The following is a 26370-nucleotide window of genomic DNA, read 5'->3' on the forward strand; positions in this document are numbered from 1 at the left end:
ATGCTGTTCGATCGACTGGGCTCGGCCCCGCGCCTCTCCGACCATGCCGCGACCGATGCCGCCGGACCTGCCGTCCCGGACCTGTCGCGCCGCCGCTTCCTGCTCGCCGCGGCCGCGATCGGCGGCGGTCTCGCCGTCGGCTTCCGTGCGGCCCCCGCCGAGGCGGCCGCAACCGCCGCGCCGGCCGCAGCGGCCACCAATCCCTTCGCGGCCTATCTGCGCATCGCGCCGGACAATACCGTGACGGTCCTGTCGGCCCATATGGACATGGGCCAGGGCATCTATCACGGCACGGCGACGCTGGTCGCCGAGGAACTGGGTGCGGCCTGGGAGCAGATGCGCGCCGAGGGCGGCTGGGGCAATCCCAAGCTCTACGGCAATCTCGCCTGGGGCGGCACGATGCAGGGCACCGGCGGCTCGAGCGGCACCTTCTCGTCCTTCGACCGCTACCGGCAGGCCGGCGCCGCCGCGCGCATGATGCTGGTCGCGGCCGCCGCCAAGGCCTGGTCGGTGCCGGCGGCCGAGATCAAGGTCGACAAGGGCGTCGTCAGCCACGCCTCCGGCCGCAAGGCGAGCTTCGGCGACCTGGCCGCGGCCGCCGCCGCGATGCCGGTTCCCGCCGACGTGACCCTGAAGGCGTCCGACGCCTGGACGCTGATCGGCAACGAGACCCTGCCGCGCATCGACAGCCGCGAGAAGTCGACCGGCCGGCAGACCTTCACCATCGACGTGAAGCTGCCGGGCCTCCTGACCGCCGTCATGATCCACCCGCCGGTGTTCGGCGCCAAGGTGAAGAGCTTCGACGCCGCCAAGGCCAAGGCCATCAAGGGCGTCGTCGACGTGGTCGCGATCCATCGCGGCGTGGCGGTCGTCGCCGACACGATGTGGTCGGCGCTGAAGGGCCGCGAGGCGGTGACGGTGGTCTGGGACGAGACCGGTGCGGAGACGCGCTCCACCGCCGAGATCATGGCGAGCTACCGTGAGCTCGCCGCCAAGCCGGGCGCGACGGTGGCCGAGAACCGCGGCGATGTCGACGGCGCCTTCGCGGGCGCCGCCAAGGTGATCGAGGCGCGCTACGAGTTCCCCTATCTGGCCCATGCCGCGCTCGAACCGCTCAACGCGGTCGCCCGCCGCAATGCCGACGGCACGATCGAGATCTGGGGCGGTCACCAGATGCCCGACCTCTACCAGATGATCGCCGCCAAGGTCGCCGACACCACCCCCGACAAGATCGTCCTGCATGTCATGAAGACCGGCGGCGGCTTCGGCCGGCGCGCGGTGTTCGATGCCGACGTGGTCGCGGAGGCGGTGGCGGTCGGCCGGGCGATCGGCTGGAAGGCGCCGGTCAAGGTGCAGTGGACGCGCGAGGACGACATGCGCGGCGGGCGCTACCGTCCGGCCTATGTGCATGCGCTGAAGGCCGGCCTCGACAAGGACGGCCGGATCGTCGCCTGGTCGAACCGGATCGTCGGCCAGTCGATCATGAAGGGCACGGCCTTCGAAGCCATGGTGACCAACGGCGTCGACCCGACCTCGGTCGAAGGCTCGGCGCACCTGCCCTACGCGATGCCCAACCGGCGCGTGGAACTGACCACCACGGATGTCGGCGTGCCGGTGCTGTGGTGGCGCGCGGTCGGCTCGACCCACACCGCCTATGCGGTCGAGACCTTCCTCGACGAACTCGCGGCGGCGGCCGGCCGGGATCCGGTCGAATTCCGGCTCGACATGCTGCAGGGTAGCCCGCGCCATGCGGCGGTCCTGAAGATGGCGGCCGAGAAGGCCGGCTGGGGCGCGCCGCTGCCGGCGGGTCGCTTCCGCGGCGTCGCCGTCGCCGAGAGCTTCGGCACGGTGGTCGCCCAGGTGGCGGAACTGACCGTCGGCAAGGCCGGCGCGATCAAGGTCGAGCGGGTCGTCTGCGCCGTCGACTGCGGCACCGCCGTCAACCCGGACATGATCCGCGCCCAGATCGAGGGCGGCATCGGCTTCGGCCTCGGCGCGATCCTGAAATCGAAGCTGACCCTCGACAAGGGCCGGGTCGTCGAAGGCAATTTCGACGGCTACGAGGTGCTGCGCATCGAGGACATGCCGAAAGTCGAGGTCCATATCCTCGCCTCGAACGCCAAGCCGACCGGCGTCGGCGAGCCCGGCGTGCCGCCGATCGGCCCGGCGGTCGCCAATGCCTACGCCAAGGCGACCGGCAAGCGCATCCGCGCCCTGCCCTTCGCCCAGAGCCTGAACACCTGACAGAGCCTGAACACCTGATCGGCGCCGGCCGGGCGGGCAGCGGATGCCCGCCCGGCCGGTCTGCCGAAACGAAAGGCCGGCCTCATTGCGATCCCACGTCCGCGCGGCAGCCGGGCGTGGGATCGACGTGAGGCCGGTCGAATGACGTTACGTCCGGGCGCACGGAAAGGCCGAATCGTTTAGGCGGCCGCGATCTGGTCGACCAGAAATTCGGAATAGTAGTTGAGCAGCGCGTCGGCGAATTCGCGGTCGGTCACGCGCCGGCGCTGGCGCGTGAACGGCAGCGCGGCTTCCATCTCGGCCGCCGACGAATAGCGGGCATAGTCCTGGTCGACGATGACGTGAAATTCGGCCGGCTGGCCGAGCGCGAAGACATAGCCGTCCTCGATCTGGAACACCGTGCCGGCCGCGACCTGCGCGACGGCCTCCTCGACCGAGGCGAGCGGGGTCTCGGCGCAGATCTTCATCACGATCAGGGGCAGCATGCCGCGGTCGTTGACCGCCAGATAGTCGCGCGCGAGCCGGTCCAATGCCGTCTGGCCATAGGGGCGCACCTGCTCGTAGGCCTCCTGCACGTCCGGGTCATATTCGAGCAGGACCGCCCATTTCCGCCGGTCATAGTCGGCCGGATCGGTCGCCGCCGGCAAAGGATTGCGCGCGGCCGCACCCGACAATTCGACGAATTCCTCACGGAAAAGGACGTAGACGGCCCAGGCCGCCGTCACCACCCAGACGACCACGATGGCAACGATGCCACCGAACAGCGAGCCGACACTCAGGGCAAGGCAAACAACACCGCTGACAATCTTGCCGCGCAGCATCAAAGCCAGCCACGGCAAAACAATTGCCAGTACTATCATTGCGCCGACCCCACCTATGTATGGCGGGTTATAAAAATAACGAAAATTTAAGTCAATCAAGAAGGGCCGCGTTAAGGATTTCGTAATTTCAGGTTTCCATAATTATCTGATATTATAGTTTATTTCCATATTGTATTTCGGATAACGACCAGCGCTCGTCCGCGCCCCTGCCCGGAATCTTCGGCCATGGTCGGAAGCGCCTCGGAACCGCCGGCGCGAAGCCGCATCAGCCCTCCTCCGTGTCGGCCAGACGGTAGCCGACCCCCGGCTCGGTCAGGATCAGCGTCGGCATTGCCGGATCGGCTTCCAGCTTCGCGCGAAGCTGCCCGACGAAGACCCTGAGATATTGGGTATCCTCGGCGTGGCCCGGACCCCAGACCTTGGTCAGGATGGTCCGGTGCGGCAGGACGCGGCCGGCATGGGCGGCGAGCAGGGCCAGAAGGTCGAATTCCTTCGGGGTCAGCTTCACCGGCTCCCCGGCGAGGGTCACGCGATGCGCCGGCCCGTCGATCACCAAGGCGCCGACCCGCAGGACCTCCGGCGCCGCCGCATCGCGCCGCCGCCCGCGCAGGGCGGCGCGCACGCGCGCCAGCAGTTCGCCGATGCCGAAGGGCTTCGCGACATAGTCGTCGGCCCCGAGATCCAGCGCCGCGATCTTCTCGGCCTCGATGTCGCGCGCCGAAAGCACGATCACCGGCACGTCCGAGCGCCGGCGCAGATCCGCGATCAGCACCTTGCCGTCGCGATCGGGCAGCCCGAGATCGAGCACGATCAGGTCCGGGTCGATGGCCGCCGCCAGCTTCTCGGCCTCCGCGACGCTGCCGGCCTCGTCGACCCTGTAGCCGGCCGCGGTCAGGCCGAGCCGCAGGAAGCGGCGGATCTGCGGCTCGTCGTCGACGACCAGGATGCGGGCGGTCGGCGTGGTCATGGTGCGGCTCCTTCCACCGGCAGCGTCACGCTCAGGCGCGCCCCGCCCCCCGGGGCCTCGCCGGCGACGATGGTTCCGCCCAGCGCGGTGACGATGCCCCGGCAGACGGCGAGGCCGAGCCCGGTGCCGGACCCCGCGGTGCCGGGCGACACGCGGAACGGCTCGAAGACCCGCTCCCGGTCCGCCGCCGGGATGCCCGGCCCCCGGTCGGCGACCGCCATCTCGACGCCCTCAGGCCGGGCTGCGAGTTCGACGGCGATCGGCGCCGCCGGCGGCGAGAATTTGACGGCATTCTCGATCAGGTTGAACAGCACCTGTTCCAGCAGGGCCGGATCCGCGGCGACGAGCGGGACGCCGGACGGCGGCAGGATCAGGCGGAAGTCCCCGCCGGGGAAGCTGCGCCGGGCGCGATGCACCACGCTGGCCGCGAGATCGGCGAGATCGACCGGCTCGCGGCGCGGCTCCAGTCCCGCCTCGATGCGGGTCATGTCGAGCAGGTTGGCGACGAAGCGGGCGAGCCGTCGCGTCTCCGCCTCGATCGCCTCCAGGAGCTCGTCGCGCGCCGGCGGCGGCATGCGATCGCCGAGTTCGCGCAGCGACGTGACCGCGCCGAGGATCGAGGCGAGCGGGGTGCGCAAGTCGTGCGAGATCGAGGAGACCAGCGCCGCCCGGAAGCGCTCGCGCTCCGCGGTCGCCCGCGCCTCGGCGGCGGCGGCCTCCGAATGCAGGCGGTCGAGCGTGCCCGCCGCCTGGGCGAGCACGGCCGCGGCGACGCGGGAGCCCTCCTCGGCCAGGGGCCGTCCGGCCGGACCGGCGAAACCGACCGCCAGGCGCTCCGATCCGGTCTCGAAGGGGCGGAATTCGAAGCGCGCGCCGGGCCAGCCGGCGGCCGGACGGGGTGCCTCGGCGCCGAGCCGGATGACGCGTTCGGCGGCGGCCTCGTCCTCCGGATCCGGCCGGATCGCCGCCGGAACCGACGCGACCGTCGTCAGCCCCTGCCCGCGCCGGGCCAGCACCAGGGCGGAGCCTTCCAGCGAGCCGGCAAGCGTATCGGCCATGGCCGCCATCACGTCGTCCGGTCCGCCGGCCCGGCCGAGCCGGTTCGAGAAGGCGGCGAGCGCCTCCAGGACCGCCGCCCGCCGTCGCGCCGCCTCGGCCTCCTCCTTCAACCGCCCGGCCAGGCTGCCGGTCAGGAGGCCGGCGAAGAGCAGCAGCGCCAGGGCCAGCATGTCGCGACCCTCGGCCACCACGAGGGTGAAGCGCGGCTCGACGAACACGAAATTGAAGGCCAGGAAGCCGAGGATGGCGGCGAACAGCCCCGCCATCACGCCGGACAGGACCGCGGCGACCAGGACCGCGACCGTGAACAGCAGCAGCAGCGTCGCCTCGGGCAGCACCGTCCGCAGCGCCAGTCCGGCCAACACGGCGCCGGCGACCGCCGCGAGCGCGATCGGCGCGGTTCCGTCAATCGGGCGCAGTCGTCCGGCCATGACGCTCCTGAGGGTTCGTCCCTCTCCGTCTAGCAGGTTGCGGAAAAACGCGTCGAAACGCGATCATACGCTTGCCGTTTCAACTCTGTCATCCCCGGGCTTGTCCCGGGGATCCAGACTTTCCAAGGGCTTGGCCATCGCACTGGATCCCCGGGACAAGCCCGGGGATGACAGAATGGCGGGTACGGAGCGATTTTCAGCAGCCTGCTAGAGATTTTCCGGGTCGAGCGGAAGCCGCAACGCCCCGCAACGCCGCGCCGCGCCGGCGCAGGGCGCATGCCGACGGTCGTCCGGCCGTGCGCCCGACCACGGATCGAGGGGCGGCCGGAGAGCCGGCTTGGGCCGGTCGACGGCGGTTCAGGCGCCCGGGCCGTCATCTTTACGGGTTCCTTATGCCCGGAGACCCGAACCCGCATCGCTTCCTTATGGCCCGGGGCGCATCTCCGGGGGGATCATCGATCCAGGACCGCATCCCATGTCGACCACCGAAAGCACTGAGTCCCAGCCGGCAACCGTGCCGGCGCCCGACGCACCGGCGGATCCGGGCCATGCCCATCCGGGCTTCTTCGCCCTGATGCTGGGTTCGATCGGCGTCGTCTATGGCGACATCGGCACCAGCCCGCTCTATGCCCTGCGCGAGGCGGTCGTCGCCGGCACCGGCGGCGGTGCGCCGGTGCGCGACACTGTGCTCGGCATCCTGTCGCTGATCATCTGGGCGCTGACCGTGGTGGTGACGCTGAAATATGTCGTCATCCTGCTCCGGGCCGACAATGACGGCGAAGGCGGCACGCTCTCGCTGCTGGCGCTGGCCCAGCGCGCCATGGGGCAGCCGAGCCGGCTGGTGCTGGCCTGCGGCATCGTCGGTGCCGGGCTCTTCTTCGGCGACGCGCTGATCACCCCGGCCATTTCGGTCCTCTCCGCCGTGGAGGGGCTGAAGCTGGTCACCGCGACCCTCGACCCCTACGTCCTGCCGCTGACCATCGCGATCATCATCGCCCTGTTCCTGATCCAGAGCCGCGGCACGGCGGCGGTGGCCGGCTGGTTCGGGCCGATCACGCTGGTCTGGTTCCTGCTGCTCGCCGTCGGCGGCGCGCAGCACATCGCCGACGATCCCGGCATCCTGGCCGCCTTCGATCCGCGCCGCGCGGTGACCTATCTGATCCATGGCGGCACGACCGGCTTCTACGTGCTCGGCGCGGTCTTCCTGGCGGTGACCGGCGCGGAGGCGCTCTATGCCGATCTCGGCCATTTCGGCCGCCGGCCGATCCAGACCGCCTGGATCGTGGTCGCCTTCCCGTGCCTGGCGCTCAACTATCTCGGCCAGGGCGCGCTGATCCTGGCGGAGCCCGATGCCCTCGAGAACCCGTTCTTCCGGCTCTATCCCGACTGGGCGCTGATCCCGGTCGTGATCCTGGCGACCGCGGCGACCATCATCGCCTCGCAGGCGGTGATCACCGGCGCCTTCTCGCTGACCCGGCAGGCGATCCAGCTGAAGCTGCTGCCGCGCATGGAGGTGCTGCACACGTCCGAGTCCCATGCCGGGCAGATCTACCTGCCGCAGGTCAATGCCTTCCTGCTGGTCGGCGTGATCGTGCTCTGCCTGCTGTTCGGCTCGTCGAGCCGGCTCGCCACCGCCTACGGCATCGCCGTCACCGGCACCATGGTGGTGACCGCCACGCTCGCCATCGTGGTCGCCTGGAAGCATTGGCGCTGGCCGCTCGCCGCCGCCGTCCTGCTGATGGCGCCGTTCCTGGTCATCGACTTCATCTTCATGGCCGCCAACATGCTCAAGGTGGTCGAGGGCGGCTACGTCTCGCTGACCGTGGCGGCGATCATGTTCGCCATCATGGCCACCTGGGTGCGCGGCACCGACATCATCGCCGCCAAGGCGCGGCGCGACGACGTGCCGCTCGACCTGCTGCTCGGCCAGCTCGACCGCAAGACGACCATGCCGATCGTGCCGGGCACCGCCGTGTTCCTGACCGCCGAGCGCGACCTCGCCCCGGTCTCGCTCCTGCACAGCCTGAAGCACTACAAGGCGCTGCACGAGAAGAACGTCATCCTGACCATCGCGGTCGCCGGCAAGCCGCGCGTGCCGGAAGCCGAGCGGGTCCGGCTGGAGCCGCTGGTCGGCCGCTTCAGCCGCGTCACGATGACCTTCGGCTACATGGAAGAGCCGAACGTGCCCGCCGCGCTGGCGCTCTGCCGCAAGGCGGGCTGGAAGCCGGACATCATGTCGACCTCCTTCTTCCTGTCGCGCCGCTCGATCCGGCCGGCCGCGCGCAGCGAGATGCCGCGCTGGCAGGACCATCTCTTCATCCTGCTCGCCCGCAACGCCGCCAACGCGACCGACTATTTCCGCATCCCGACCGGCCGCGTCGTCGAGATCGGCACGCAGGTCCTGATCTGACGGCCTGCGCCCGCGCGGCGGGAGACCGCGCGGGCGCCCGACACCATCGCTCTCAGCCCTTGTGGTAGCTCGGCTGCAGCCCGTAGACCGGCGTCGGGATGCCCTCCATCCGGGCCTTCAGCTGCAGCGACAGGAACTGCGAATAGTGGCGCGACTGGTGCAGGTTGCCGCCATGGAACCACAGCGCCTCCTGCTGGGTCGGCTTCCACATGTTGCGCTGCTCGCCCTCCCACGGGCCCGGATCCTTCGGCGTGTCGGAGCCGAGGCCCCAGCACTTGCCGACCTTGTCGGCGGTCGCCTGGTCGACGAGATCGGCGACCCACCCGTTCATCGAGCCGTAGCCGGTCGCGTAGACGATCACGTCGGCCGGGATCTCGGTGCCGTTGTCGAGCTTGACGCCGGTCTCGGTGATCTCCTCGACCTGGCCGCCGACCAGCTTGATCTTGCCGTCGATGATCAGCTGCGAGGCGCCGATGTCGATATAGTAGCCCGAGCCGCGGCGCAGGTATTTCATGAACAGGCCGGAGCCGTCCGCGCCCCAGTCGAGCTTGAAGCCCGCCTTTTCGAGGCCGGCATAGAAGTCCTTGTCCAGTTCCTTGATCTTGTCATAGACGGGAATCTGGAAGGTATGCAGGATCCGGTAGGGCAGCGAGGCGAAGATCAGATCCGCCTTGGCGGTGGTCATGCCGGACTTGACCGCCCGTTCCGAATAGAGATCGCCGAGGCCGATCTCCATCAGCGGGTCGGACCGCACGATATGGGTCGAGGACCGCTGCACCATGGTCACGTCGACGCCGTTCTCGTAGAGCGCGGCGCAGATGTCGTGGGCCGAATTGTTCGAGCCGATGACGACGACCTTCTTGCCCTTGTAGCCGTCCGGGCCGGGATGCTGCGAGGAATGGTGCTGCTCGCCCTTGAAGCGCTCCATGCCCTTGAACTTCGGCACGTTGGCCTTGCCGGACATGCCGGTGGCGAAGACCAGCTGCTTCGGGCGCAGCACGATCTCCTGCCCACCGCGCTCGACCACGACGGTCCATTCCTTCTTCGCCTCGTCGTAGCTGGCATGCTTGGCCGTGGTGCTGGACCAGTAGTTCAGCTCCATGACCTTCGTATAGAATTCCAGCCAGTCGCCGATCTTGTCCTTGGGCGCGAAGACCGGCCAGTTCTTCGGGAAGTCGATATAGGGCAGATGGTCGTACCAGACCGGATCGTGCAGGCAGAGCGACTTGTAGCGCTTGCGCCAGCTGTCGCCGGGCCGCTCGTTCTTCTCGACGATGATGGTCGGCACGTTGAGCTGGCGCAGCCGGGCGCCGAGCGCGATGCCGCCCTGGCCGCCGCCGAGGATGACCACATAGGGCTGCGTCTCGAAGCCGAGCGTGCGGGCCTCCTCCTCGCGCTCCTCCTTCCAGGACTTGGCGCCCGGATTGATGCCGTGCTTGGCGCCGAGCGGGCGGGTGAAGCCGGCCTTCTCCTCGTAGCCCTTCAGTTCGACCATGGTGGTCAGCAGCGTCCAGATCTGGCCGTCGCGCAGGCGGATCAGGCCGTAGCCGCGCGCCACCTCGGTCTCGAAGGAGATCCAGGCCTCCAGGATGCCGCCGGCCTCGCTCGCCTCGGTGTCCTCGGCGACGCGCCAGCCGCGCGGGCGGGTGGTGGCGAGCGTCTGGGCGAGCAGGTCGCGCACCTGATCGCGGCCCTCGACGGTCTTGATGTTCCAGGTGAAGGCGACGAGGTCGCGCCAGTAGCATTCGGTGCCGAACAGGTCGACGGCGGCATCGATGTCGCCGGCCTGCAGCGCGGCGTCGAGGCGACCGAGAAAGGCGTCGACGCGGGCGCGTGGAGTGGTGTCGAGCATTCAGTTTCCTCCTGGATGGACCATTCGGCGCGGGTTCGTCACCGTCCCGCGCTCGGCCCCATCCTGGGCAATCGCCGTGCCAGTCCCGGCCCGGCCCGCCGCCCTTGAACGGACAGGCAATTGCGCGCCGCCCGAACCGCGGCGAGCCTGCCCGGACCGTGGCGGACGCCACAGCTGCGGCGCCGCACCTGTGGCGGCCCGCCACAGGCTCACGGAGCGTCACGGCCGAGCATCGGGCGCCGGCCCGCGGCCGGCTGCTGGCCACCGTGGCACGGCCACCGGCGACCGGGTCCCGGCCATCGGCGATCGGGTCCCGGCCGCCGCCCGCGCCGCCGTCAGGCGCGCGGGATCGGTTCCAGCGCTATCGTCATCGAGACCGTCCAGGACGCCCCCGGCGCCAGGATGCGCAGCGGCGTCACGGCGCGCGCGGCGGCTTCGCTCGGCGCGCCGATGGCGTGGGTCTGTGGTTCGAGACAGACGAATTCGGCATCCGGCGGCGCCCAGAGCAGCGGCGCCGCGAGGTCCGCATCGGCGGCAATCCGGATCGCGAAGCCGCGGGCCGGGTAGTCGAGGCGTGCCGTACCGTCCCAGCCGGTATAGCTCGCCACCACCTCCTGCCCGCGATGGACGTGGGCACCGGCCGCGAAATCGAGCTCCGCCGGGACCGGACCGTGCCCGATGGCGCGATAGCCGGGTCCGAGGCGCAGGGCGCCGCCGGCCCGCATCGTCAGGCGGGTATCGGGATCGCACGGGAACCAGGGATGCAGGCCGAGCCCGAAGGGCAGCGGCTGGGTCGCCGTGTTGACGACCGTGAGATCGACCCGCAATCCGGCCTCCGACAGCGCGAAGCGCTCCCGTGCGACATACCGGTAGGGATCGGGGTGGTCGGGATCGGGGTGGTCAGTATCGGGGCTGGCATCGCGCCGATGCTCCAGGACGACATGGTCGGTCCCGGCCGCGACGACCGCCCAGTCGGCCTGCCAGCCGAAGCCGTGGATCGCCGCGCCGCCGCCGGGATCGTTGAGCGCCACCCGGAAGGCGATGCCGTCCGCCTCGACGCGGCCGCCGAAGGCCCGGTTGGCGAAGGGCACCAGCGGCCAGAGGCCGAACAGGTTCGGGCTTGCGGTCGACGGCGCGACGCCGGCCGGCGCATGCAGCAGGTCGACCGCGCCGCCGCCCTGCGCGGCCGTCAGCCGGTGCAGCAGACCGCCGGCCGCCGGGCGGATCTCCGCCGCATAGCCGCCCGCCCGGATGTGCATGTCCGCCTCCCCGCCTCGTTTCGGCCCGACCGGCATGGAGGGCTCCATCCGTCCGGGCCCTGTTCCGGATTCCGCCCGCGCCCCGCGGCGAACCGTCCCGGCCCCCCGCCCCGCACCCTCGCCCCGGCGCCCCCGGTCCTGCCCCAGGCCGGCCGTTCGGGCAAGCCGCCTTGCGACCGGGCCGGCCGTTGATCGGGATCAACGCCGAAAGCGCCCAGTCTGTCAGATTCCGGTCACTCCGGCGGGGGCGCCGGAGACGGACGGAGGATGAAGCCCATGAGGGCCAAGGATATCATGACCACGGGCGTGATCACGGTCACGCCGGAAACCACCATCGACGCCATTGCGGGCCTGCTGCTCGACCGGCGCATCAGCGCGGTCCCGGTGGTCGATCCGGACGGCACGCTGGTCGGCATCGTCAGCGAGGGCGATCTGATTCGCCGCGTCGAGACCGGCACGGAGCCGCGTCCCTCCTGGTGGCTCGAGCTGCTGCGCACCACCGAGGACCGCGCGCTCGACTATGTCCGCAGTCACGGGCGCCGCGCCGCCGAGATCATGAGCACGAGCCTGATCACCGTCACGGAAGAGACCGAACTGCGCGAGATCGCGCGCCTCCTGGAGGACAACCGGATCAAGCGCGTGCCGGTCGTGCGCGACGGCCGCCTGGTCGGCATCGTCAGCCGGGCCGACCTGCTGCGCGGCCTGATCACCGCGCGCCCCGCCGCGCCGCCGGCCGGCAACGACGCGCAGATCCGCACCGACGCGCTGAAGCGGGTGCACGACACCGGCATCTCCGACACCCTGCTGAACGTCACGGTCGCGGACGGCACCGCCCATCTCTGGGGCTCGGTGACCACGGAGGCCGAGCGTCTCGCCGCGCGCGTCGCGGTCGAGAACACGCCCGGGGTCGGCGAACTGGTCGATCACCTGCGCGTGCTGCGGCCCTGATCGTGGGCATTGGCGGACGCCGCCCGAATCCGTCTAGTCTCGGCCCGGAGACGACCGACGGCCGCGCGCCGCCGGTCCGCTTCGATACGGAGACCCGATGACCACCGTCACCCTGACCCTCAATCCGGCGATCGATCTGTGGAGCGAGACCGAGCAGATCCGGCCGAACCACAAGGTCAGGACGATCAACGACCGCTACGATCCGGGCGGCGGCGGCATCAACGTCGCCCGCGTCCTGCACAATTTCGGCGCGCCGGTCGTCGCGGTCGCGCTGGCCGGCGGGGTCACCGGCAACCTGCTCGGCGAACTCCTCGACCAGGAGGGCGTGCCGCACCGGCTGGTCGAGACCGCCGGCCGGACGCGGATCAATCACGTCGTGTTCGAGCGCCGCACCGGCCACGAGTTCCGTTTCGTGCTGGCCGGCCCGCCGGTCTCGCCCGCCGAGATCGACGAGGTGCTGGCGCTGATCGACACGATCCCGGCGACCCGCCTGGTCGTCAGCGGCAGCCTGCCGCCGGGCCTGCCCGGCTCGGTGATGGGCGACATCGGCCGCCGGGCTCAGGCGCGCGGCATTCCGGTCGCGGTCGACACGTCCGGCGAGGCGCTGCCGGCAGCGGTCGCCAGCGGCACCGTCGACCTTCTCAAGGTCAGCCTGTCGGAACTGGAGAGCCTGGCCGGCCGCGATCTCGCCGATCCGGCCGACCAGGAGCGGATCGCCCGCGCCCTGATCGCGGAAGGCAAGGTCCGCCGCGTCGCGGTCTCGCTCGGCGGCGACGGCGCCGTCCTGATCGGGGCGGACGGCCTCTGGCGCCGGGCCGCACCGCCGGTGCAGGCCGTCTCCACCGTCGGCGCCGGCGACAGCTTCCTGGCCGCGCTGGTCTGGTCGCTCGACCGCGGCGATGCACCCGGCGAGGCCCTGGCCTGGGGCGTGGCGGCGGGCGCGGCCGCCGTCTCGAAACCCGGCACCCGGCTCTGCCAGTTCGCCGATGTCGAGCGCATCCATGGCCCCGCCCCCGCGGGAATCGGCCGCAGCCGGGCGTGACGGCGGGATTTGTCAGCTTGCCGTCATCGTGCCATCATGACGGCTCGCCATCGGATACCGTGCCCATGGATTTCGCCCTCGACCCCGCCACCGCGCTGCGCTTCCTGACGGTGCTCTTCGCCTGGGGCGTGGTCGAGTTCGTCATCCGCGTCGACCCGATCGACTGAGCTCTCGGGTCAGTCGATCCTGAAGACCGGCATCGCCACTTCGAGGCCCCTCCGCCGCCGCCGCCGCCGCACGGCGAACGGCTGCGCTCCTGGGGGCAAGGTCACTTGTAGAAATTTCTGTCGACCTGGAAATCGTCGACCCAGACCTGTTCCTTGGGCTGCAGGAATTTACCGGAATAGCGATCGAGGATGTTTTCGATCTTTTTCATCCCGGCTTCGCCGAGGCCGTCCTTTTTGATCACATCCGCGATCTTGTCGGAAATCTCCTGAAACTTCTTCTCGAGCTTGCTGGCGACGAAATCGTCCACTCGGCTGCCGAACTCGGCCGCCCCCATCTTGTTGTCGGCATTCCGATGCTTGGATTCGGCATGAATGAGGCCGAGTTCCTTCGTCAGCGCATTGGAAATCTTGGTCATTTCAGACTTGCTGGGCAGCCCGGTCAGGATCGCCAGCGTGTTGCCCATGCTGGCATGGCCGATCAGTTCCTCGCTTGTGACGCCATTACGCTTCTGGACCTCCCGCGAGACGGTATCGAGGATGGCCGTGAGGCCGGTCCGCTTGGCGGCGATCTCGATGGCATCCATGCATTGGGCGCCGGCATTGCCATCCATCGTCGACCGGGTCAGGCCGCAGTAGTCCTTCGCGAGATTCTTGTGCGCGGCCCTCACCTCGCTCTCGGTCTTCGCCTTCGGATCCAGGCCTTGGGCGATCAGGCGTTTGGCCGTGTCGATGTCGAGCGGCCTCGAACTGTTCATTCCGATGGCCGCTTCGATGCGATCGCGTCCCGCCCGCAGCATGGATGGAAACTCGGATTCGAGGGCTGTCAGAAAGGCCTGCTTGGTGCTCAGGTTCTGCATGCGCCCCTCGCTCGACGTCATGCTCTTCAGCCAGGCGACGGCATAGTTCTTCGTGCCCTCGACCTTGGCACTGGACAGGCTGTTCTTGTCGACCGACAGGAAGCCGGATGTCGCCGTATTGGACTGGATCGAATTCAGAAGGGCGTTGTTGATCTGCATGGTTCGGTCCCCCTCGACATTTGATGACGACCCGGCGGGAGGCTGCGGACGTTGATATCCTGCCGGCCAGGCTGTCCGTCTCGCGTCACCTCGGGTGGCGCTCCCGGCCCGGCACGTGGCGAATGCTGCCGGGCCGGTTCCCGGGCGCGCCGCAGGCGACCGCAGCGGGCGCCGCCCGGTCGCCTCAGACCCGGTAGATGATCATCGGTTCGTAGTCCTGCGCCTTCGGCGCGACCGGCGCCGCGTCAACTGCCGCATTGGCTTCGGCTGCCGCGCCGGCATCGTTGTCGTCCAGCAGACGGTCGATCTCCGCCGACACGGTCTTCGCCTGGCGCGCGCCCCGGATGACCCGATCCAACAGCATGCCGGCGGTGAGATTGCGGACCTCCAGGCGGTCGGACCAGTGGATCAAGCCATCGGCTGCGTCGATGCTGAGCGCGCCAAAGCCCTGCGCGGTGACGGCGTGGTTCATCACCAGCAGCGCCGCATAGAGGTTCGACTTCGGGCCGGCCGGAATGAGGCCGACCACGGCTTGCAGCAGGAGCGCATCGGCATGACGCTGATGACCGAGCACGACCTCCTGCGCCTCGACCTCCAGTACGCATCGCCCCTTCGCATCGAACATCATTCCGGGAATGCCGACGAGGTCCCCGAACTCGGCCAGAACCAGCGTGACGGCTGTCGGCAATGCCACCGTGTCGCCCGCAACACCTTGGCTCATGCAATCTCCACCGCGTTCGAAACCCAGGCGCGCATCCTAAGCCGGTCGGTGGGTCGATTTGTATCGGCCGACCGCCGATTGAGACGTGACGCAAAGTTTTCCCGCGACGACCGTGGAATTTCGGAATTATCGTCGCCGTCAAGCTTTGCAAGCCGATGCCGGGGGGCGTCACTTTGACTGGGACGGTCAGTTTCAGAACCATCGTGCCGGAGGGATCGGCCGACGGCTTCGAGGCGATGCGCGCGGCGATCCTGCCGATGTTCCGGTGGGAACTGTCGTCGCCGGAGGATCGTTCCCGCTTTACCGCCATGGTGCACAGCACCTTCTTCGACGGGCTGAGCATCGGCGGCAGCGAGGCGATGCGCAGCACGATCGTGCGCGACAACGCCGTCGTGGCGTCCGCCGGGCTCGACGATGTCGTGGTGCAAGCCTATGTCGGCGCCGATTATCGCTGCCGGATCGAGGGACAGATCCGTCTGATCCGGGCCGGCGACGTGCTCGTCTACGATCTGACCCGGCCGCTCGCGATCGAGGCGGAGACCGTCTCCAACCTCTCGCTGATCATCCCGCGCGGGCGCATCCGTCCCCTGGTCCGGACGCTCGACCATGCCCATGGTCTCGTCATCCGTCGCGAGAGCCGGATCGGGCGGATCGTGTTCAACCATCTCGTCGAATTGAAGATGCGCGCTCCCGCCTTCGCCGCGGAGACGGCGGCGGAAGCGGCGGCCGTGACGACGGCGCTGGCCGGGGCTTGCATCGGCCCGGCGCCGGAAGCCCAGACGGAGATCCGGCACGCTCTGCGCTGCGGCCTGCGGTCGCTGATCCTGGCGCGGATCGAGCAGGAACTCGGCAATCCCGATCTGAACGTCGACGCCCTGACGCAGGCCTTCGGTCTGTCGCGCGCCTCGCTCTATCGCCTGTTCGAACCGCTCGGCGGCGTTTCGAATTACATCACCCAGCGCCGCCTCGCCCGCATGGCCACGCTCCTGGCCCGGACGGGCAGCGAGAACAAGCGCATCCTCGTGCTCGCAAACCGCTATGGCTTCACCAACTACAGCGCCTTCAGCCGATTGTTCCGCCAGACCTTCGGCGTGGCGCCGCGCGATTTCCGGGCGTCACGGCGAAAGGCGCAGGAGCCCGACGGCGATGGTCATCACGATCTCGGCCTGTCGATGGCCGCCGTCAACGACTGGCTGAGGACCCGGGCCGTCTCGGAGAGCTTCCGCTGACGGCGTGAGGGTACCGCCGCGCCTGGAGCAATGGCGCCGGCCTCAATGCGGCCCCGCCTTGCGGAAGCGGCCGACGATGCCGGTCGGGAAGAAATAGACGCTGGCGACGAACAGGATGCCGAGCCAAAGCAGCCAGCGGTCGGGGTGGATCAGGTGCGGCACGAGCGGGATGCCCTCGGTCGCGGCGGCGCCGACGGCCATCAGCTTCTGCAGGTAGTTCTGCGCGACGATGAACAGCGTGGCGCCGATCACCGCGCCGTAGAGCGTGCCCATGCCGCCGATGACGACCATCAGCAGGATGTCGAGCATGATGGCGAAGGAGAGCGTGGTGTCCGGGCCGGTATAGCGCAGCCAGAGCGCGTTCAGGCCGCCGGCGACGACCGCCATGGCGGCGGCGAGGCAATTGACCTTGGTGCGGAACACGACGGTGCGATAGCCGAGCGCCTCGGTGCGGAAATCGTTCTCGCGGATCGCCTTGAGGACGCTGCCGAAGGGCGAGTTGACGACGCGCAGCGCGAGCAGGAACAGCGCCAGCGCGGTCGCGAACAGGATGTAGTAGGTCAGCACCTTGCCGGTGATGTCGAGGCCGAGCACGGGCTCTTCGAACAGCTTGAAGGCCGGCCGGAGTTCCGGCGGCACCCGGAAGGAGCGGCCGTCCTCGCCGCCGGTGAAGCCCGACAGCTGCGAGGCGAGGATCGCGAAGGCGGAGGCGACCGCGAGCGTGATCATGGCGAAGAAGATCGCCCGCACCCGCAGCGAGAACAGGCCGATCGCCAGCGCCAGCACGATGCCGAGCCCGAGCGCCAGGGCGAGCCCGCCGAAGACCGACACCCAGGTCGCGCCCCAGCCGTAGAGCGCGAGGCCGACCCCGTAGCCGCCGATGCCGTAGAACATGGTGTGGGCGAAGGAGACGATGCCGGCATAGCCGATCAGCAGGTCGTAGCTCGCCACCAGAATCACGAAGACGCAGATCTTGGCCGCCGTGTTGAGCGCCTGCGCGCCCGGGAAGGCGAAGGGCGCCGCGGCCAGCACGACCAGGATGGCCAGGAGAATGACCGACAGGACCGCCGAGCGCGGCCGGTCGCCGGAAAGAAGCGAGATCATCGGTGCCGTCCCCCGTCTGGTGATCAAGAGTCAGTGGTTCGGATTCACGAGACGGATGGGAGCCATCCGTCTCGATCGAACCCCTAGCGCTTGGCGACCGGATAGAGCCCGTTCGGGCGCCAGAGCAGGATGCCGGCCATCAGCAGGATGTTGGAGGCGAGCGCGATCTTGGGCGCCAGGAAGCCGACATAGTTGGCGGTCAGCGCGACCAGGAGCGCGCCGAGGAAGCAGCCGCCGACCGAGCCGAGCCCGCCGATGATGATCACGATGAAAACCATCACCATCACCTCCGAGCCGAGCGCCGCCGTCATGGTCTCGCGGTAGAAGGCCCAGAGCGTGCCGCCGAGCCCGGCCAGCGCCGAGCCGGCCGCGAAGACCATCACGAACAGCCGCTTGACCCGGTAGCCGAGCGCTTCGACCATCTCGACATTCTCGACGCCGGCGCGGATCAGAAGCCCGAGCCGGGTGCGGTTCAGGACCAGCACCATGCCGAGGAAGACGACCAGGCCGACGCCGACCGCGACCAGGCGGAACTTCTCGACCGCCACATCGCCGAACAGGATCGCGCCGCGCAGGCCGGCCGGCAGCGCCATCGACTTCTGCTCGCCGCCCCAGACGACATGGATCATCTGCTCGGCGATGATCAGCCCGCCCATGGTGACCAGGATCTGCTTCAGATGCTGGCCGTAGACCGGCATCACGATGACCCGCTCGAAGGCGTAGCCGAGCGCCGCCGTGCCGGCCATGGCGACGCCGGCGGCGATCCCGAGCGCGGCGAGATTGAGCGCCAGATCGTCGACCTGGACCCAGCCGGCGAGCGGGATCAGCGCCGTCATGGCCAGATAGGCGCCGACCGAGATGAAGGCGCCATGGCCGAAATTGAGCACGTCCATCAGGCCGAAGACCAGCGTCAGCCCGGAGGCGATGACGAAGATCATCATCCCCATGGCGAGACCGGCCAGCGTCAGCGTGATCCAGGTGGTCGGGTCGCCGATCAGCAGGAAGGAGACGCCGGCGATGACCGGCAGGATCAGGAGCGGCAGCCGGTCGTGCGGCAGGCGCGGGATCGGCTCCACGGGCACGGCCGATGCGGAGGCGGAAGCGGCGGCGGAACCGGCGGAAGCGGTCGGGTCGGACAGGGTTTCGCTCATCGGGCCGGCCTCACTGGTGCTGGTCGAGCGAGAGGCCGAGCAGCCGCGTCTGCAGCGCGGCGTCGGCGGCGAGATCGGCCATCCGGCCGGCATGGACGATGCGGCCGTCATCCATCACGGCGACGCCGTCGCCCAGGCTGGCGGCGAAACGGAAATTCTGCTCGACCAGTAGGATCGTGGTGCCGCCGCGCTTCAGCTCGCGGAAGGCGCCGATCATGGCCTCGATGATCGCCGGGGCGATGCCCTTGGTCGGCTCGTCGACCAGGATCAGGTCGCGCGGCTCGATCACCGCGCGGGCGATCGACAGCATCTGCTTCTGCCCGCCGGACAGCACGCCGGCCGGAAAGTCCCAGAATTTCCGGAGCGCCGGGAAGAAGCCGAAGATCCAGTCGAGCCGCCGGGGGTCGGGCCGTCCCGCGCGGGCCGCCAGCACCATGTTCTCGGCGACCGTCAGATCGGCGAAGATGCCCATGCTTTCCGGCACATAGGCGATGCCGAGGCGGGCGATGTCGGGCGTCGCCCAGCCGCCGATCTCGCGCCCGCGCCAGGTCAGCCGGCCGGCGCTCGGCTGCCACAACCCCATGATGGTCCTGAGGCACGTCGTCTTGCCGGCGCCGTTGCGGCCGAGCAGGACCGTCAGTTCGCCCTCCGGCACGACGAGGTCGACGCCCTGCAGGATGTGATACTGGCCGATATGGGTGTGGACGCCCTCGAGCCGGACCAAGTCGGCGGTCATCGCGCCCCCTCCCTGCCGGCCGGGGCGGCCGGGGTTGCGGCGGCAGCCGGCGCGGCGACGCCCAGATAGGCCTCCTGCACGATCGGCGAGGCGATCACGGCGCCGGGCTCGCCGTCGGCGACCAGGCGGCCCTGATGCAGCACGACGATGCGGTCGGCGAGCGAGCGGACCACGTCCATCTTGTGCTCGACCAGCAGGATGGTCTTGTCGCGGCGTTCCTTCAGGCGGCGGATCAGGTCGAGCACCACCGGTACCTCGTCGACCGACATGCCGGCGGTCGGCTCGTCGAACATGTAGACCATCGGCTCCAGCGCCATCATGATCGCGACTTCGAGCTTGCGCTTGTCGCCATGGCTGAGCGCGGCGGCGGGCTGCCCGGCGGCGGCCTCCAGATGGACCTCGGCCAGGATCCGGTCGGCCTTGGCGATCCAGTCGCGATGGCCGGAGGCGAGCGACAGCATCGAGCCGCCGCCGCCGGCATGGGCCTGCACGGCGAGGCGGACATTCTCGCGCACGCTGAGATTGGGAAAGAGGTTGGTCAGCTGGAAGGCGCGGCCGAGCCCGGCGCGCGCGCGCGCCGCCGTCCCGGCGCCGGAGAGATCGCGCCCGTTGAGCACGACCCGACCGGCGCTCGCCCGGATCTGGCCGGAGATCAGATTGAAATAGGTCGTCTTGCCGGCCCCGTTCGGCCCCACGATCGCCGTCAGGGTGCCGGCCTCGAAGGACGCCGTCACGCCGTCGACGGCAACATGGCCGCCGAAGCGCACGGTCAGGTCATGGGTTTCGAGGACGGGCATCGAGAACCGATCGGGGTTGGGAGGCAAGGGTCGAAGCGGCATCAAGGCGCCACCGGCGACGGCCGGACTCGGCCGCGCCACGGGTTCCCATGCGCGACCGGCACGGGCTCCGCCGGCAAGGCGCGGCATCGGCTGCCGACCCGGGCGCGATCCTGCGGACCGCACCCGGCGACGGCACCGCTCAGCGCTTGTTCTTGATCGGGACCGGCAGGTCCTTGGCCGGGATGGTGGCGACCCATTCGAGCAGGTCGGTATCGGTCGCGCCGGCCTTGATGCGCCAGTGATACATGTCCTGCATGGCCTGATGGTCCTCCTTGCGGAAGGTCATCGTGCCTTTCGGGGTCTCGAAGGCGAGGCCCTCCATGGCGGCGATCAGCTTCTCGCTGTCGGCCGATCCGGCCTTGGTCAGGCCGGCGACGAGGGCCGCGGCGGCCGAGAAGCCGCCGGCGACGAAGAAGTCCGGCGGGGCGCCGAAGCGCTTCTGATATTCGGGCTTCAGCCAGTCGTTCTGCGGGTTCTTCGGGAAGCCGTAATAGTAGTAGATGCCGCCCTCGGTGCCCGCGAAGGCCTTCCAGGCCGCCATCGCCGGCAGGATGTTGCCGCCCGGCGCCAGCGCGATGCCGAAGCGCTCGGGCTTCATGTCGACGAACTTGGCGAGCGGATGGGCGCCGGCCCAGATGAAGGCGATCACGCGCTTGCCGGGCTTCTCCTTCAGGGCGCCGAACAGGCGCTCGGCGGAGGGCGCGAAGTCGGCCGTATTGCCAGCGGCATATTCCTCCGAGACGATCTTCGCCTTCGGGCGGATGGCGGCCAGCGCCTCCTTGAAGGCGGCGACGCCGTCGCGGCCGAAGGCGGTGTCGAGCGCCATCATGCCGATCGAGACCTCCTCGCCGGCCGGAATCGCGGCCGCGGCCGCATAGGCGTCCTGCGTGGAGGACCGGCCGGTGCGGAACACGTAGCGGTTCCACTTCTCACCGGTGATCGAATCGGCGACCGCCGGCTCGACGATCAGCACCTTCTTGAACTCCTCGGCGACCGGCAGCATGGCCAGCGCGATCGGGGAGCCGGTGGTGCCGACGGCCACGTCGGCCTTGTCGTCGCCGTAGCATTCCTCCAGGAGCGACTTGCCGCGGTCGGGCTTCAGCTGGTCGTCCTTGACCAGCACGGTCAGCTTGTCGGCGCCGACCTGCATCGTGCCCTTGGTCAGGAATTCCAGCCCCATCATGAAGCCGTTCTCGGTCTGCTTGGCGTAGGCCTCGAGCGCGCCGGTCTTGCCGGCGATCAGGCAGACCTTGATCTCCTTGGCGGCGGCCGGCGCGGCGAAGACGGCGGCCGAGCCCAGCAGGGCGGCGGCGACGGCCGCGCCGAGCGGCGCGGTCTTGGCGGGGATGCGGAGTGCGGACCAGCGAGCGGACATATTCACCTCCCGGATCGAGCCGCCGGCGCAACGCCTGGATGCGGCTCGCATTTCCTCGGTTCGGACTCATGCCCTTGCGGCTTTCGCGTCGCCTCGGGCCGTTCGCTTTCGGACCAGATTTGACACTTGAGTCATGTTTCAGGTGAAGCTATCGTTACCCTGTTCGGCCGTCAAGGTCGGGCGCGCCGAAGGGTCCGGGAGAGACCGCCGGCCGGGAGAGAGACGATAGGATGCAGGAGCGCGCGAGCGAAGCGCCGCTGCCGAGGCCGAAGACCTCGCGCGGCGAAGCGACCCGGCAGAAGCTGATCGACGCGGCCATCCGCGAGATCGGACGGCGCGGCTTCGCGGATGCCTCGGTGGCCGGCATCACCCAGGAGGCCGGCGTCGCGCAGGGCACCTTCTACGTCTACTTCCGCTCCAAGGAGGAGGTGCTGCGCGAACTCGTGCTGCGCATGGGCCGGCGGCTCCGGCATTTCCTGACCCAGGCGACGACCGGCGCGGCCGACCGGCTGGAGGCCGAACGGCTCGGCCTCGTCGCCTTCCTGCGCTTCGTGCGCGACAATCCGGACCTCTACCGCATCGTCGCCGAGGCCCAGTTCGTCGATTTCGAGGCCTACCGGCGCTACTACGACGATTTCGCGGCCGCCTATGAGGAGGTCCTGAAGGCCGCCGTCGAGCGCGGCGAGATCAGCCCCGGCCATTCCGGCGTGCGCGCCTGGGCGCTGATGGGCATCGCCGACATGGTCGGCCAGCGCTACGCGCTGTGGGACGACCAGGCCTCGCTCGAGGAGATCGCCGCCGCCGGCTACGACCTGATCGCTCACGGCCTGTCGCCGCAGTCGGCGGGAGGCGCCCGGTGAGCGCCAGCGATCTCGTCCGGCTCAGCGCCAGCGACCTCGTCCCGCCAAGCGCGAGCGATCTCGTCCGGCTCGACGTGACCGGCGCCGTGGCGCGCCTGACGCTGGCCCGCCCGGCCCGGCACAATGCCCTGGTGCCGGAGCTGGTCGATGGTCTCGTCGCCGCGCTCGATCGCATCGCCGGCGCCTCGCTCGATGCCCTCGTACTGGCCGCGGACGGCCGCAGCTTCTCGACCGGCGGCGACCTCGCCGGCTTCGCCGCCGTGCCGCGCGGCCAGCGCCGGGCCTATGCGGACCGGCTCGTCGGCGGCCTCAACCGCGCCATCCTGGCGCTGATCGAGCTGCCCTTCCCGACCATCGCGCGCGTCCAGGGGCCGGTCACCGGCGGCGCGCTCGGGCTGGTGCTCGCCTGCGATCTCGCCGCCATGAGCCGCACCGCCTTCCTGGCGCCCTACTATGTCGCGGTCGGCTTCGCCCCCGACGGCGGCTGGACCGCCCTGCTGCCCGACCGGATCGGCATGGCGCGGGCGCGCGAAATCCAGCTCCTCAACCGCCATGTCGATGCCGACGAGGCCGCCCGGCTCGGCATCGTCACCGCGGCGGTCGATCCGGACGCGCTCGACCCGACCGTCGACGGCTGGCTGGCGACGCTCGCCGGCCACGAGGCCGGCGCGATCCTGGCGACGCGCGAACTGCTGATGCCGGCCGAGGCGACCGCCGCGATCGCGACGCGCCTCGCCGCCGAGAAGGCCCGCTTCCTCGACATGGTCGACGAGGCCGCCGTCGATGCCGGCCTCGCCCGCTTCCTGAACGCCCCGCGCATCCAGAAGGTCGAGCCATGACGCCGATCCCGGATTTCGCCCGCCGCCGCGCCGAACTGACCCCCGACCGCCTCGCCTTCGAGGAGCTCGCCACCGGCCGCCGCGCCACCTTCGCCGAGGTCGACGCGGCGACGGACCGCATCGCCGCCGTCCTGCGCGCCCGCGGCCTCGTCGACGGCGCCCGGGTCGCGGTGCTGTGCCACAATCAGGCGCGCTTCTTCGAGATCCTGTTCGCCGCCGCCCGCACGGGCGCCATTCTGGTGCCGCTCAACTGGCGCCAGACGCCGGCCGAACTAATCCCGATCATCGAGGATTGCGGCGCCGGCCTTCTGATCCACGACGCCGCGACGGCGGAACTCGCCGCGGCGCTCGGCCCGATCGAACGCCTGTCCTTCGCCGATCTGGAGGCCGCGATGGCCGCCGCGGCGCCGGAGGCCCCAGCCGGCACCCTGCCCGGCTGGCCGGCGCTGCCTGGCGGGCCGGCGCTGCCCGGTTGGCCGGCCGACCGGGTCTGGTATCTGCTCTACACCTCCGGCACCACCGGCCGGCCGAAGGCCGTGATCCAGACCGCCGGCATGGCGCTCGCCAATGCGGTCAACATCGCCCAGGCGACGCAATTGCGCGAGACCGACGTCACGCTCAACGTGCTGCCGCTGTTCCACACCGCCGGCATCAACCTGCACGCCCTGCCGGTCTTCCTGTGGGGCGCCGCCAGCCTGATCATGCCGCGCTTCGATGTCGACGCGACGGTCCGGCTGATCGCGGACGGGCGGCTGACGCTGTTCTTCGGCGTCCCGGCGCTCTATCAGGCGATCGCGCTGCACCCGGATTTCGACCGGCTCGACGTGTCGCGGCTGCGCCATTGGGGCTGCGGCGGCGCGCCCCTGCCCGAACCGCTGATCCGGCGCTTCCTCGATCGCGGCGCCCGAGTCTGCAACGGCATGGGCATGACCGAGACCGGCCCGACCGTGTTCCTGATGGATCCGGAGCGGGCGCCGAGCAAGATCGGCTCGGTCGGCAAGCCGCAGGTGCTGGCCGAGGTCCGCGTCGTCGGGCCGGACGGGGCCGACCTGCCCGACGGAAGCGTCGGCGAACTTCTGTTCCGCGGCCCGGCCGTGACGCCCGGCTATTTCGGCAACGCCCCAGCCACCGAGGCCGCCTTCGCGCCCGGCGGCTGGCTGCGCTCCGGCGACGTGGGCCGCCGCGATGCCGACGGCTATTACTATATCGTGAGCCGGATCAAGGAGATGTACATCTCCGGCGGCGAGAACGTCTATCCGGCCGAGGTCGAGGCGGTGCTCGACGCCCATCCGGCCGTGCTGGAGGCCGCCGTCGTCGGCGTGCCGGATGCGCGCTGGGGCGAGGTCGGCCATGCCGTCATCCGGCTCAGGCCGGGCGCCAGCCTGGAGGCCGAAGCCCTGCGCGCCCATGCCCGCGCGCGCCTCGCCGCCTACAAGGTGCCGAAATACGTGACGATCGTCGAAGACTATCCGCGCACCGCCGCCGGCAAGGTACAGAAGCACCTGCTCGCCCGCAGCCTGAACCCGGAGGCCGCATCATGACCGGCCCCGCCGCCTTCACGCTGGACTGGACGCCGACCCAGGCCGACTTCGACGCCTTCGCGCAGGTGTCCGGCGACGACAACCCGATCCATGTCGATCCCGCCTTCTCGGCCCGCACCCGCTTCGGCCGCACCGTGTCGCACGGCATGCTGCTCTACGCCAAGGTCTGGGGGCTGATCCGCAGCCGGTTTCCGGTCGGCCGGCAGGTCGCCCAGACGCTGGTCTTCGCCCATCCGACCTTCGCCGGCGAGCCGGTCCGCATCGAGGTCGCGGAGATCGGGCGCGACGCGGCCGGGCTTCGCCTCGCGGTCGCGGTGCGGCGCATCGCGGACGGTGCGAGCGGCCTCGCCGGCGAGGCCCTGTTCGCCTGGGGAGAGAGCCAATGAGAATCGGGGCCCGCGCCTCCGTCTCGCGCCGCTTCGAACCGGCCGAGATCGCCGCCTTCCACCGCCTCGCCGGCGCGCCGGAGGCCGACGCGTCGACCGTGCCCGAGCCGCTCGTCGCCGGCATGATCTCCCATCTGCTCGGCGTCGAACTGCCCGGTCGCGGCACCAACTATCTGAAGCAGTCGCTCGACTTCCATCATGCCGCGCCGGCATCGCGCGCGCTGGTGGCGAGCGTCGAGATCACGCGCCTGCGGCCGGAAAAGCACCTCTGCGATCTCGCCACCACGGTCACCTGCGACGACGGCCGGCTGATCGCGACCGGCCGGGCGCTGGTCTATGTCGAGGATGTCGCCAGCCGCGAGCCCGCGCCAGACCGGGAGGCCTCGTGAGAGCGTCCGCCCTGCCCGCCGCGCTGCCGCCGATCCCGGCCGCGACCCGTTTCGACCTGGGGTCCGGCCGTCCGGTCGTGTTCCTGCACGGCTGGGCGACCCATGGCGGGTTCTTCCGGTTGCAGGAGCCCCTGGCGGGGCCGGACCGGCGCCTGATCGCCCTCGATCTGCCGGGTCACGGCGCCGCCCGCGCCGAGGGCCGGCCGGTCGTCTTCGCCGACCTGGCGCCGGCGGTCTCGACCTGGCTCGACGATGCCGGGCTCGACGGCGTCGTCCTGGTCGGCTGGTCGATGGGGGCGAGCGTCGCCTTCGACCTGATCGCGCGCTTCGGTCCGGCCCGGATCGCCGGTCTCGTCGTGATCGACATGACCGCCCGCATCCTCGATGCGCCGGGCTGGACCCACGGCCTCGCCGGCGGCCTGACGCCGGCCCAGGTCGAGCGGGCCAGCGCGGCGATGCGGGCGAACTGGCCGCGTCAGGCCGAGCGGGTGGTCGAGCGTCTGTTCGCCCCCGGCCGGCGCACCGACACGCCCGACCTCGCCGGCTTCGTCGAGGCGATCGCCGCCGCCGACGGCGCCGCCATGGCGTCGCTCTGGTCGACGCTGGCGGTGACCGACTTCCGCAGCGCCCTGCCGCGGATCGATCGTCCGGCCTTGGTGGTCTCCGGCGCCGAGAGCCGGCTCTACCGCCCGGATGTCGGGCCGGCCTTGGCGCAGGCGCTTCCGCGCGGCCGCCATGTCGCGATCGACGGCACCGGCCACGCGCCGCAGATCGAAGCGCCCGCCGCCTTCAATCGCGTGCTGGCAGAATTCATCGCGTCCCTGAGCGATCAGGAGCAGCAGCCATGACGCCCTCAAGTCATGCGTCGCCCGCATCATGCTGCAATGCAGCAGAGACAAATTGTGGAGGCACAATGGTGGTTCGTCCGACAACATGCTGTCGATGCAACTATATCGACGCGCCCATGCCGAACATTTGCGCGCC

The 26370-nt window shown here is 70.1% G+C and carries 23 protein-coding genes; 11 read left to right on the forward strand and 12 right to left on the reverse strand.

Annotation, left to right across the window (positions count from 1 at the left end; genetic code table 11):
* Positions 1–2244, forward strand: a complete 2244-nt coding sequence (locus tag ABB55_RS04110) for a xanthine dehydrogenase family protein molybdopterin-binding subunit (protein WP_083463330.1) — start codon at positions 1–3, stop codon at positions 2242–2244.
* Positions 2245–2423: 179 nt separating this feature from the next.
* On the opposite strand, the gene ABB55_RS30595 is transcribed toward ABB55_RS04110, so the two are convergent.
* From ABB55_RS30595 to ABB55_RS04125, 3 genes are all read right to left on the reverse strand, one after another.
* The gene (locus ABB55_RS30595; protein ID WP_054357680.1) at positions 2424–3065 is read right to left on the reverse strand and encodes a hypothetical protein; all 642 of its coding nucleotides are present in this window, start codon (positions 3063–3065) and stop codon (positions 2424–2426) included.
* A gap of 265 nt (positions 3066–3330) precedes the next feature.
* Positions 3331–4032 (reverse strand): response regulator, encoded by a 702-nt coding sequence (locus ABB55_RS04120; RefSeq protein WP_054357681.1) that lies wholly within the window; start codon positions 4030–4032, stop codon positions 3331–3333.
* Positions 4029–5522 (reverse strand): ATP-binding protein, encoded by a 1494-nt coding sequence (locus tag ABB55_RS04125; protein ID WP_054357682.1) that lies wholly within the window; start codon positions 5520–5522, stop codon positions 4029–4031. The genes ABB55_RS04120 and ABB55_RS04125 overlap by 4 nt, the downstream gene beginning before the upstream one ends.
* A gap of 475 nt (positions 5523–5997) precedes the next feature.
* Here ABB55_RS04125 and ABB55_RS04130 point away from each other — a divergent pair, with 475 nt between their 5' ends.
* Entirely contained in the window at positions 5998–7932 is a 1935-nt protein-coding gene (locus tag ABB55_RS04130) for a potassium transporter Kup (protein ID WP_054357683.1), read from the forward strand.
* A gap of 52 nt (positions 7933–7984) precedes the next feature.
* On the opposite strand, the gene ABB55_RS04135 is transcribed toward ABB55_RS04130, so the two are convergent.
* Both ABB55_RS04135 and ABB55_RS04140 read right to left on the reverse strand, forming a co-directional pair.
* Entirely contained in the window at positions 7985–9784 is a 1800-nt protein-coding gene (locus tag ABB55_RS04135) for an NAD(P)/FAD-dependent oxidoreductase (protein WP_054357684.1), read from the reverse strand.
* Between the two features lie 335 nt (positions 9785–10119).
* Entirely contained in the window at positions 10120–11043 is a 924-nt protein-coding gene (locus tag ABB55_RS04140) for an aldose epimerase family protein (RefSeq protein WP_054357685.1), read from the reverse strand.
* Between the two features lie 276 nt (positions 11044–11319).
* Between ABB55_RS04140 and ABB55_RS04145 the strand changes: the two genes are divergently transcribed.
* Together ABB55_RS04145 and ABB55_RS04150 are read left to right on the forward strand one after the other, a co-directional pair.
* Complete coding sequence (locus ABB55_RS04145; RefSeq protein ID WP_054357686.1) at positions 11320–11991, forward strand: CBS domain-containing protein; 672 nt, start codon at positions 11320–11322, stop codon at positions 11989–11991.
* Positions 11992–12088: 97 nt separating this feature from the next.
* Positions 12089–13033: a 1-phosphofructokinase family hexose kinase gene (locus tag ABB55_RS04150; RefSeq protein ID WP_054357687.1), complete on the forward strand. Its 945-nt coding sequence runs from the start codon at positions 12089–12091 to the stop codon at positions 13031–13033.
* A 268-nt stretch (positions 13034–13301) separates the two neighbouring features.
* Here the strand turns inward: ABB55_RS04150 and ABB55_RS04155 are convergent, their stop codons facing one another.
* Positions 13302–14216: a hypothetical protein gene (locus tag ABB55_RS04155; protein WP_054357688.1), complete on the reverse strand. Its 915-nt coding sequence runs from the start codon at positions 14214–14216 to the stop codon at positions 13302–13304.
* Positions 14217–14400: 184 nt separating this feature from the next.
* Positions 14401–14937, reverse strand: a complete 537-nt coding sequence (locus ABB55_RS04160; RefSeq protein WP_083463332.1) for a type III secretion system chaperone — start codon at positions 14935–14937, stop codon at positions 14401–14403.
* A 203-nt stretch (positions 14938–15140) separates the two neighbouring features.
* Between ABB55_RS04160 and ABB55_RS04165 the strand changes: the two genes are divergently transcribed.
* Positions 15141–16166: an AraC family transcriptional regulator gene (locus ABB55_RS04165; protein ID WP_054357690.1), complete on the forward strand. Its 1026-nt coding sequence runs from the start codon at positions 15141–15143 to the stop codon at positions 16164–16166.
* Positions 16167–16208: 42 nt separating this feature from the next.
* Here the strand turns inward: ABB55_RS04165 and ABB55_RS04170 are convergent, their stop codons facing one another.
* The 5 genes from ABB55_RS04170 to ABB55_RS04190 all read right to left on the reverse strand — a co-directional run bounded on the left by ABB55_RS04170 (position 16209) and on the right by ABB55_RS04190 (position 21371).
* Positions 16209–17270, reverse strand: coding sequence for a branched-chain amino acid ABC transporter permease (locus tag ABB55_RS04170; protein WP_054357691.1), 1062 nt, complete (start codon positions 17268–17270; stop codon positions 16209–16211).
* Between the two features lie 83 nt (positions 17271–17353).
* On the reverse strand, positions 17354–18421 hold the full coding sequence (locus tag ABB55_RS04175) for a branched-chain amino acid ABC transporter permease (RefSeq protein WP_083463334.1): 1068 nt from the start codon (positions 18419–18421) through the stop codon (positions 17354–17356).
* A gap of 10 nt (positions 18422–18431) precedes the next feature.
* Positions 18432–19157, reverse strand: coding sequence for a branched-chain amino acid ABC transporter ATP-binding protein (locus ABB55_RS04180; protein ID WP_054357692.1), 726 nt, complete (start codon positions 19155–19157; stop codon positions 18432–18434).
* A complete protein-coding gene (locus ABB55_RS04185) occupies positions 19154–19954 on the reverse strand; it encodes an ABC transporter ATP-binding protein (RefSeq protein WP_054357693.1) in 801 nt (266 codons plus the stop codon). The genes ABB55_RS04180 and ABB55_RS04185 overlap by 4 nt, the downstream gene beginning before the upstream one ends.
* A gap of 181 nt (positions 19955–20135) precedes the next feature.
* Positions 20136–21371, reverse strand: coding sequence for a substrate-binding domain-containing protein (locus ABB55_RS04190; protein WP_083463335.1), 1236 nt, complete (start codon positions 21369–21371; stop codon positions 20136–20138).
* A gap of 230 nt (positions 21372–21601) precedes the next feature.
* Between ABB55_RS04190 and ABB55_RS04195 the strand changes: the two genes are divergently transcribed.
* Genes ABB55_RS04195 through ABB55_RS04220 form a run of 6 tightly spaced genes read left to right on the forward strand, consistent with a single transcriptional unit; the run spans position 21602 to position 26234 of the window.
* Positions 21602–22231, forward strand: coding sequence for a TetR/AcrR family transcriptional regulator (locus ABB55_RS04195; protein ID WP_054357694.1), 630 nt, complete (start codon positions 21602–21604; stop codon positions 22229–22231).
* Positions 22228–23070 carry an enoyl-CoA hydratase/isomerase family protein gene (locus ABB55_RS04200; protein WP_244471964.1) on the forward strand — a complete coding sequence of 281 codons (843 nt, stop codon included), beginning with the start codon at positions 22228–22230 and terminating at the stop codon, positions 23068–23070. The genes ABB55_RS04195 and ABB55_RS04200 overlap by 4 nt, the downstream gene beginning before the upstream one ends.
* Positions 23067–24611 carry an AMP-binding protein gene (locus tag ABB55_RS04205; protein ID WP_054357695.1) on the forward strand — a complete coding sequence of 515 codons (1545 nt, stop codon included), beginning with the start codon at positions 23067–23069 and terminating at the stop codon, positions 24609–24611. The genes ABB55_RS04200 and ABB55_RS04205 overlap by 4 nt, the downstream gene beginning before the upstream one ends.
* On the forward strand, positions 24608–24997 hold the full coding sequence (locus tag ABB55_RS04210) for a MaoC/PaaZ C-terminal domain-containing protein (RefSeq protein ID WP_054357696.1): 390 nt from the start codon (positions 24608–24610) through the stop codon (positions 24995–24997). The genes ABB55_RS04205 and ABB55_RS04210 overlap by 4 nt, the downstream gene beginning before the upstream one ends.
* Positions 24994–25386: a hotdog family protein gene (locus ABB55_RS04215; protein WP_054357697.1), complete on the forward strand. Its 393-nt coding sequence runs from the start codon at positions 24994–24996 to the stop codon at positions 25384–25386. Before ABB55_RS04210 ends, ABB55_RS04215 begins: the two co-directional genes overlap by 4 nt.
* Positions 25383–26234 (forward strand): alpha/beta fold hydrolase, encoded by an 852-nt coding sequence (locus tag ABB55_RS04220; RefSeq protein WP_054357698.1) that lies wholly within the window; start codon positions 25383–25385, stop codon positions 26232–26234. The genes ABB55_RS04215 and ABB55_RS04220 overlap by 4 nt, the downstream gene beginning before the upstream one ends.
* The last annotated feature ends 136 nt before the right edge of the window (positions 26235–26370 follow it).

Source organism: Prosthecodimorpha hirschii (assembly GCF_001305515.1).
Taxonomy (GTDB): Bacteria; Pseudomonadota; Alphaproteobacteria; order Rhizobiales; family Ancalomicrobiaceae; genus Prosthecodimorpha; species Prosthecodimorpha hirschii.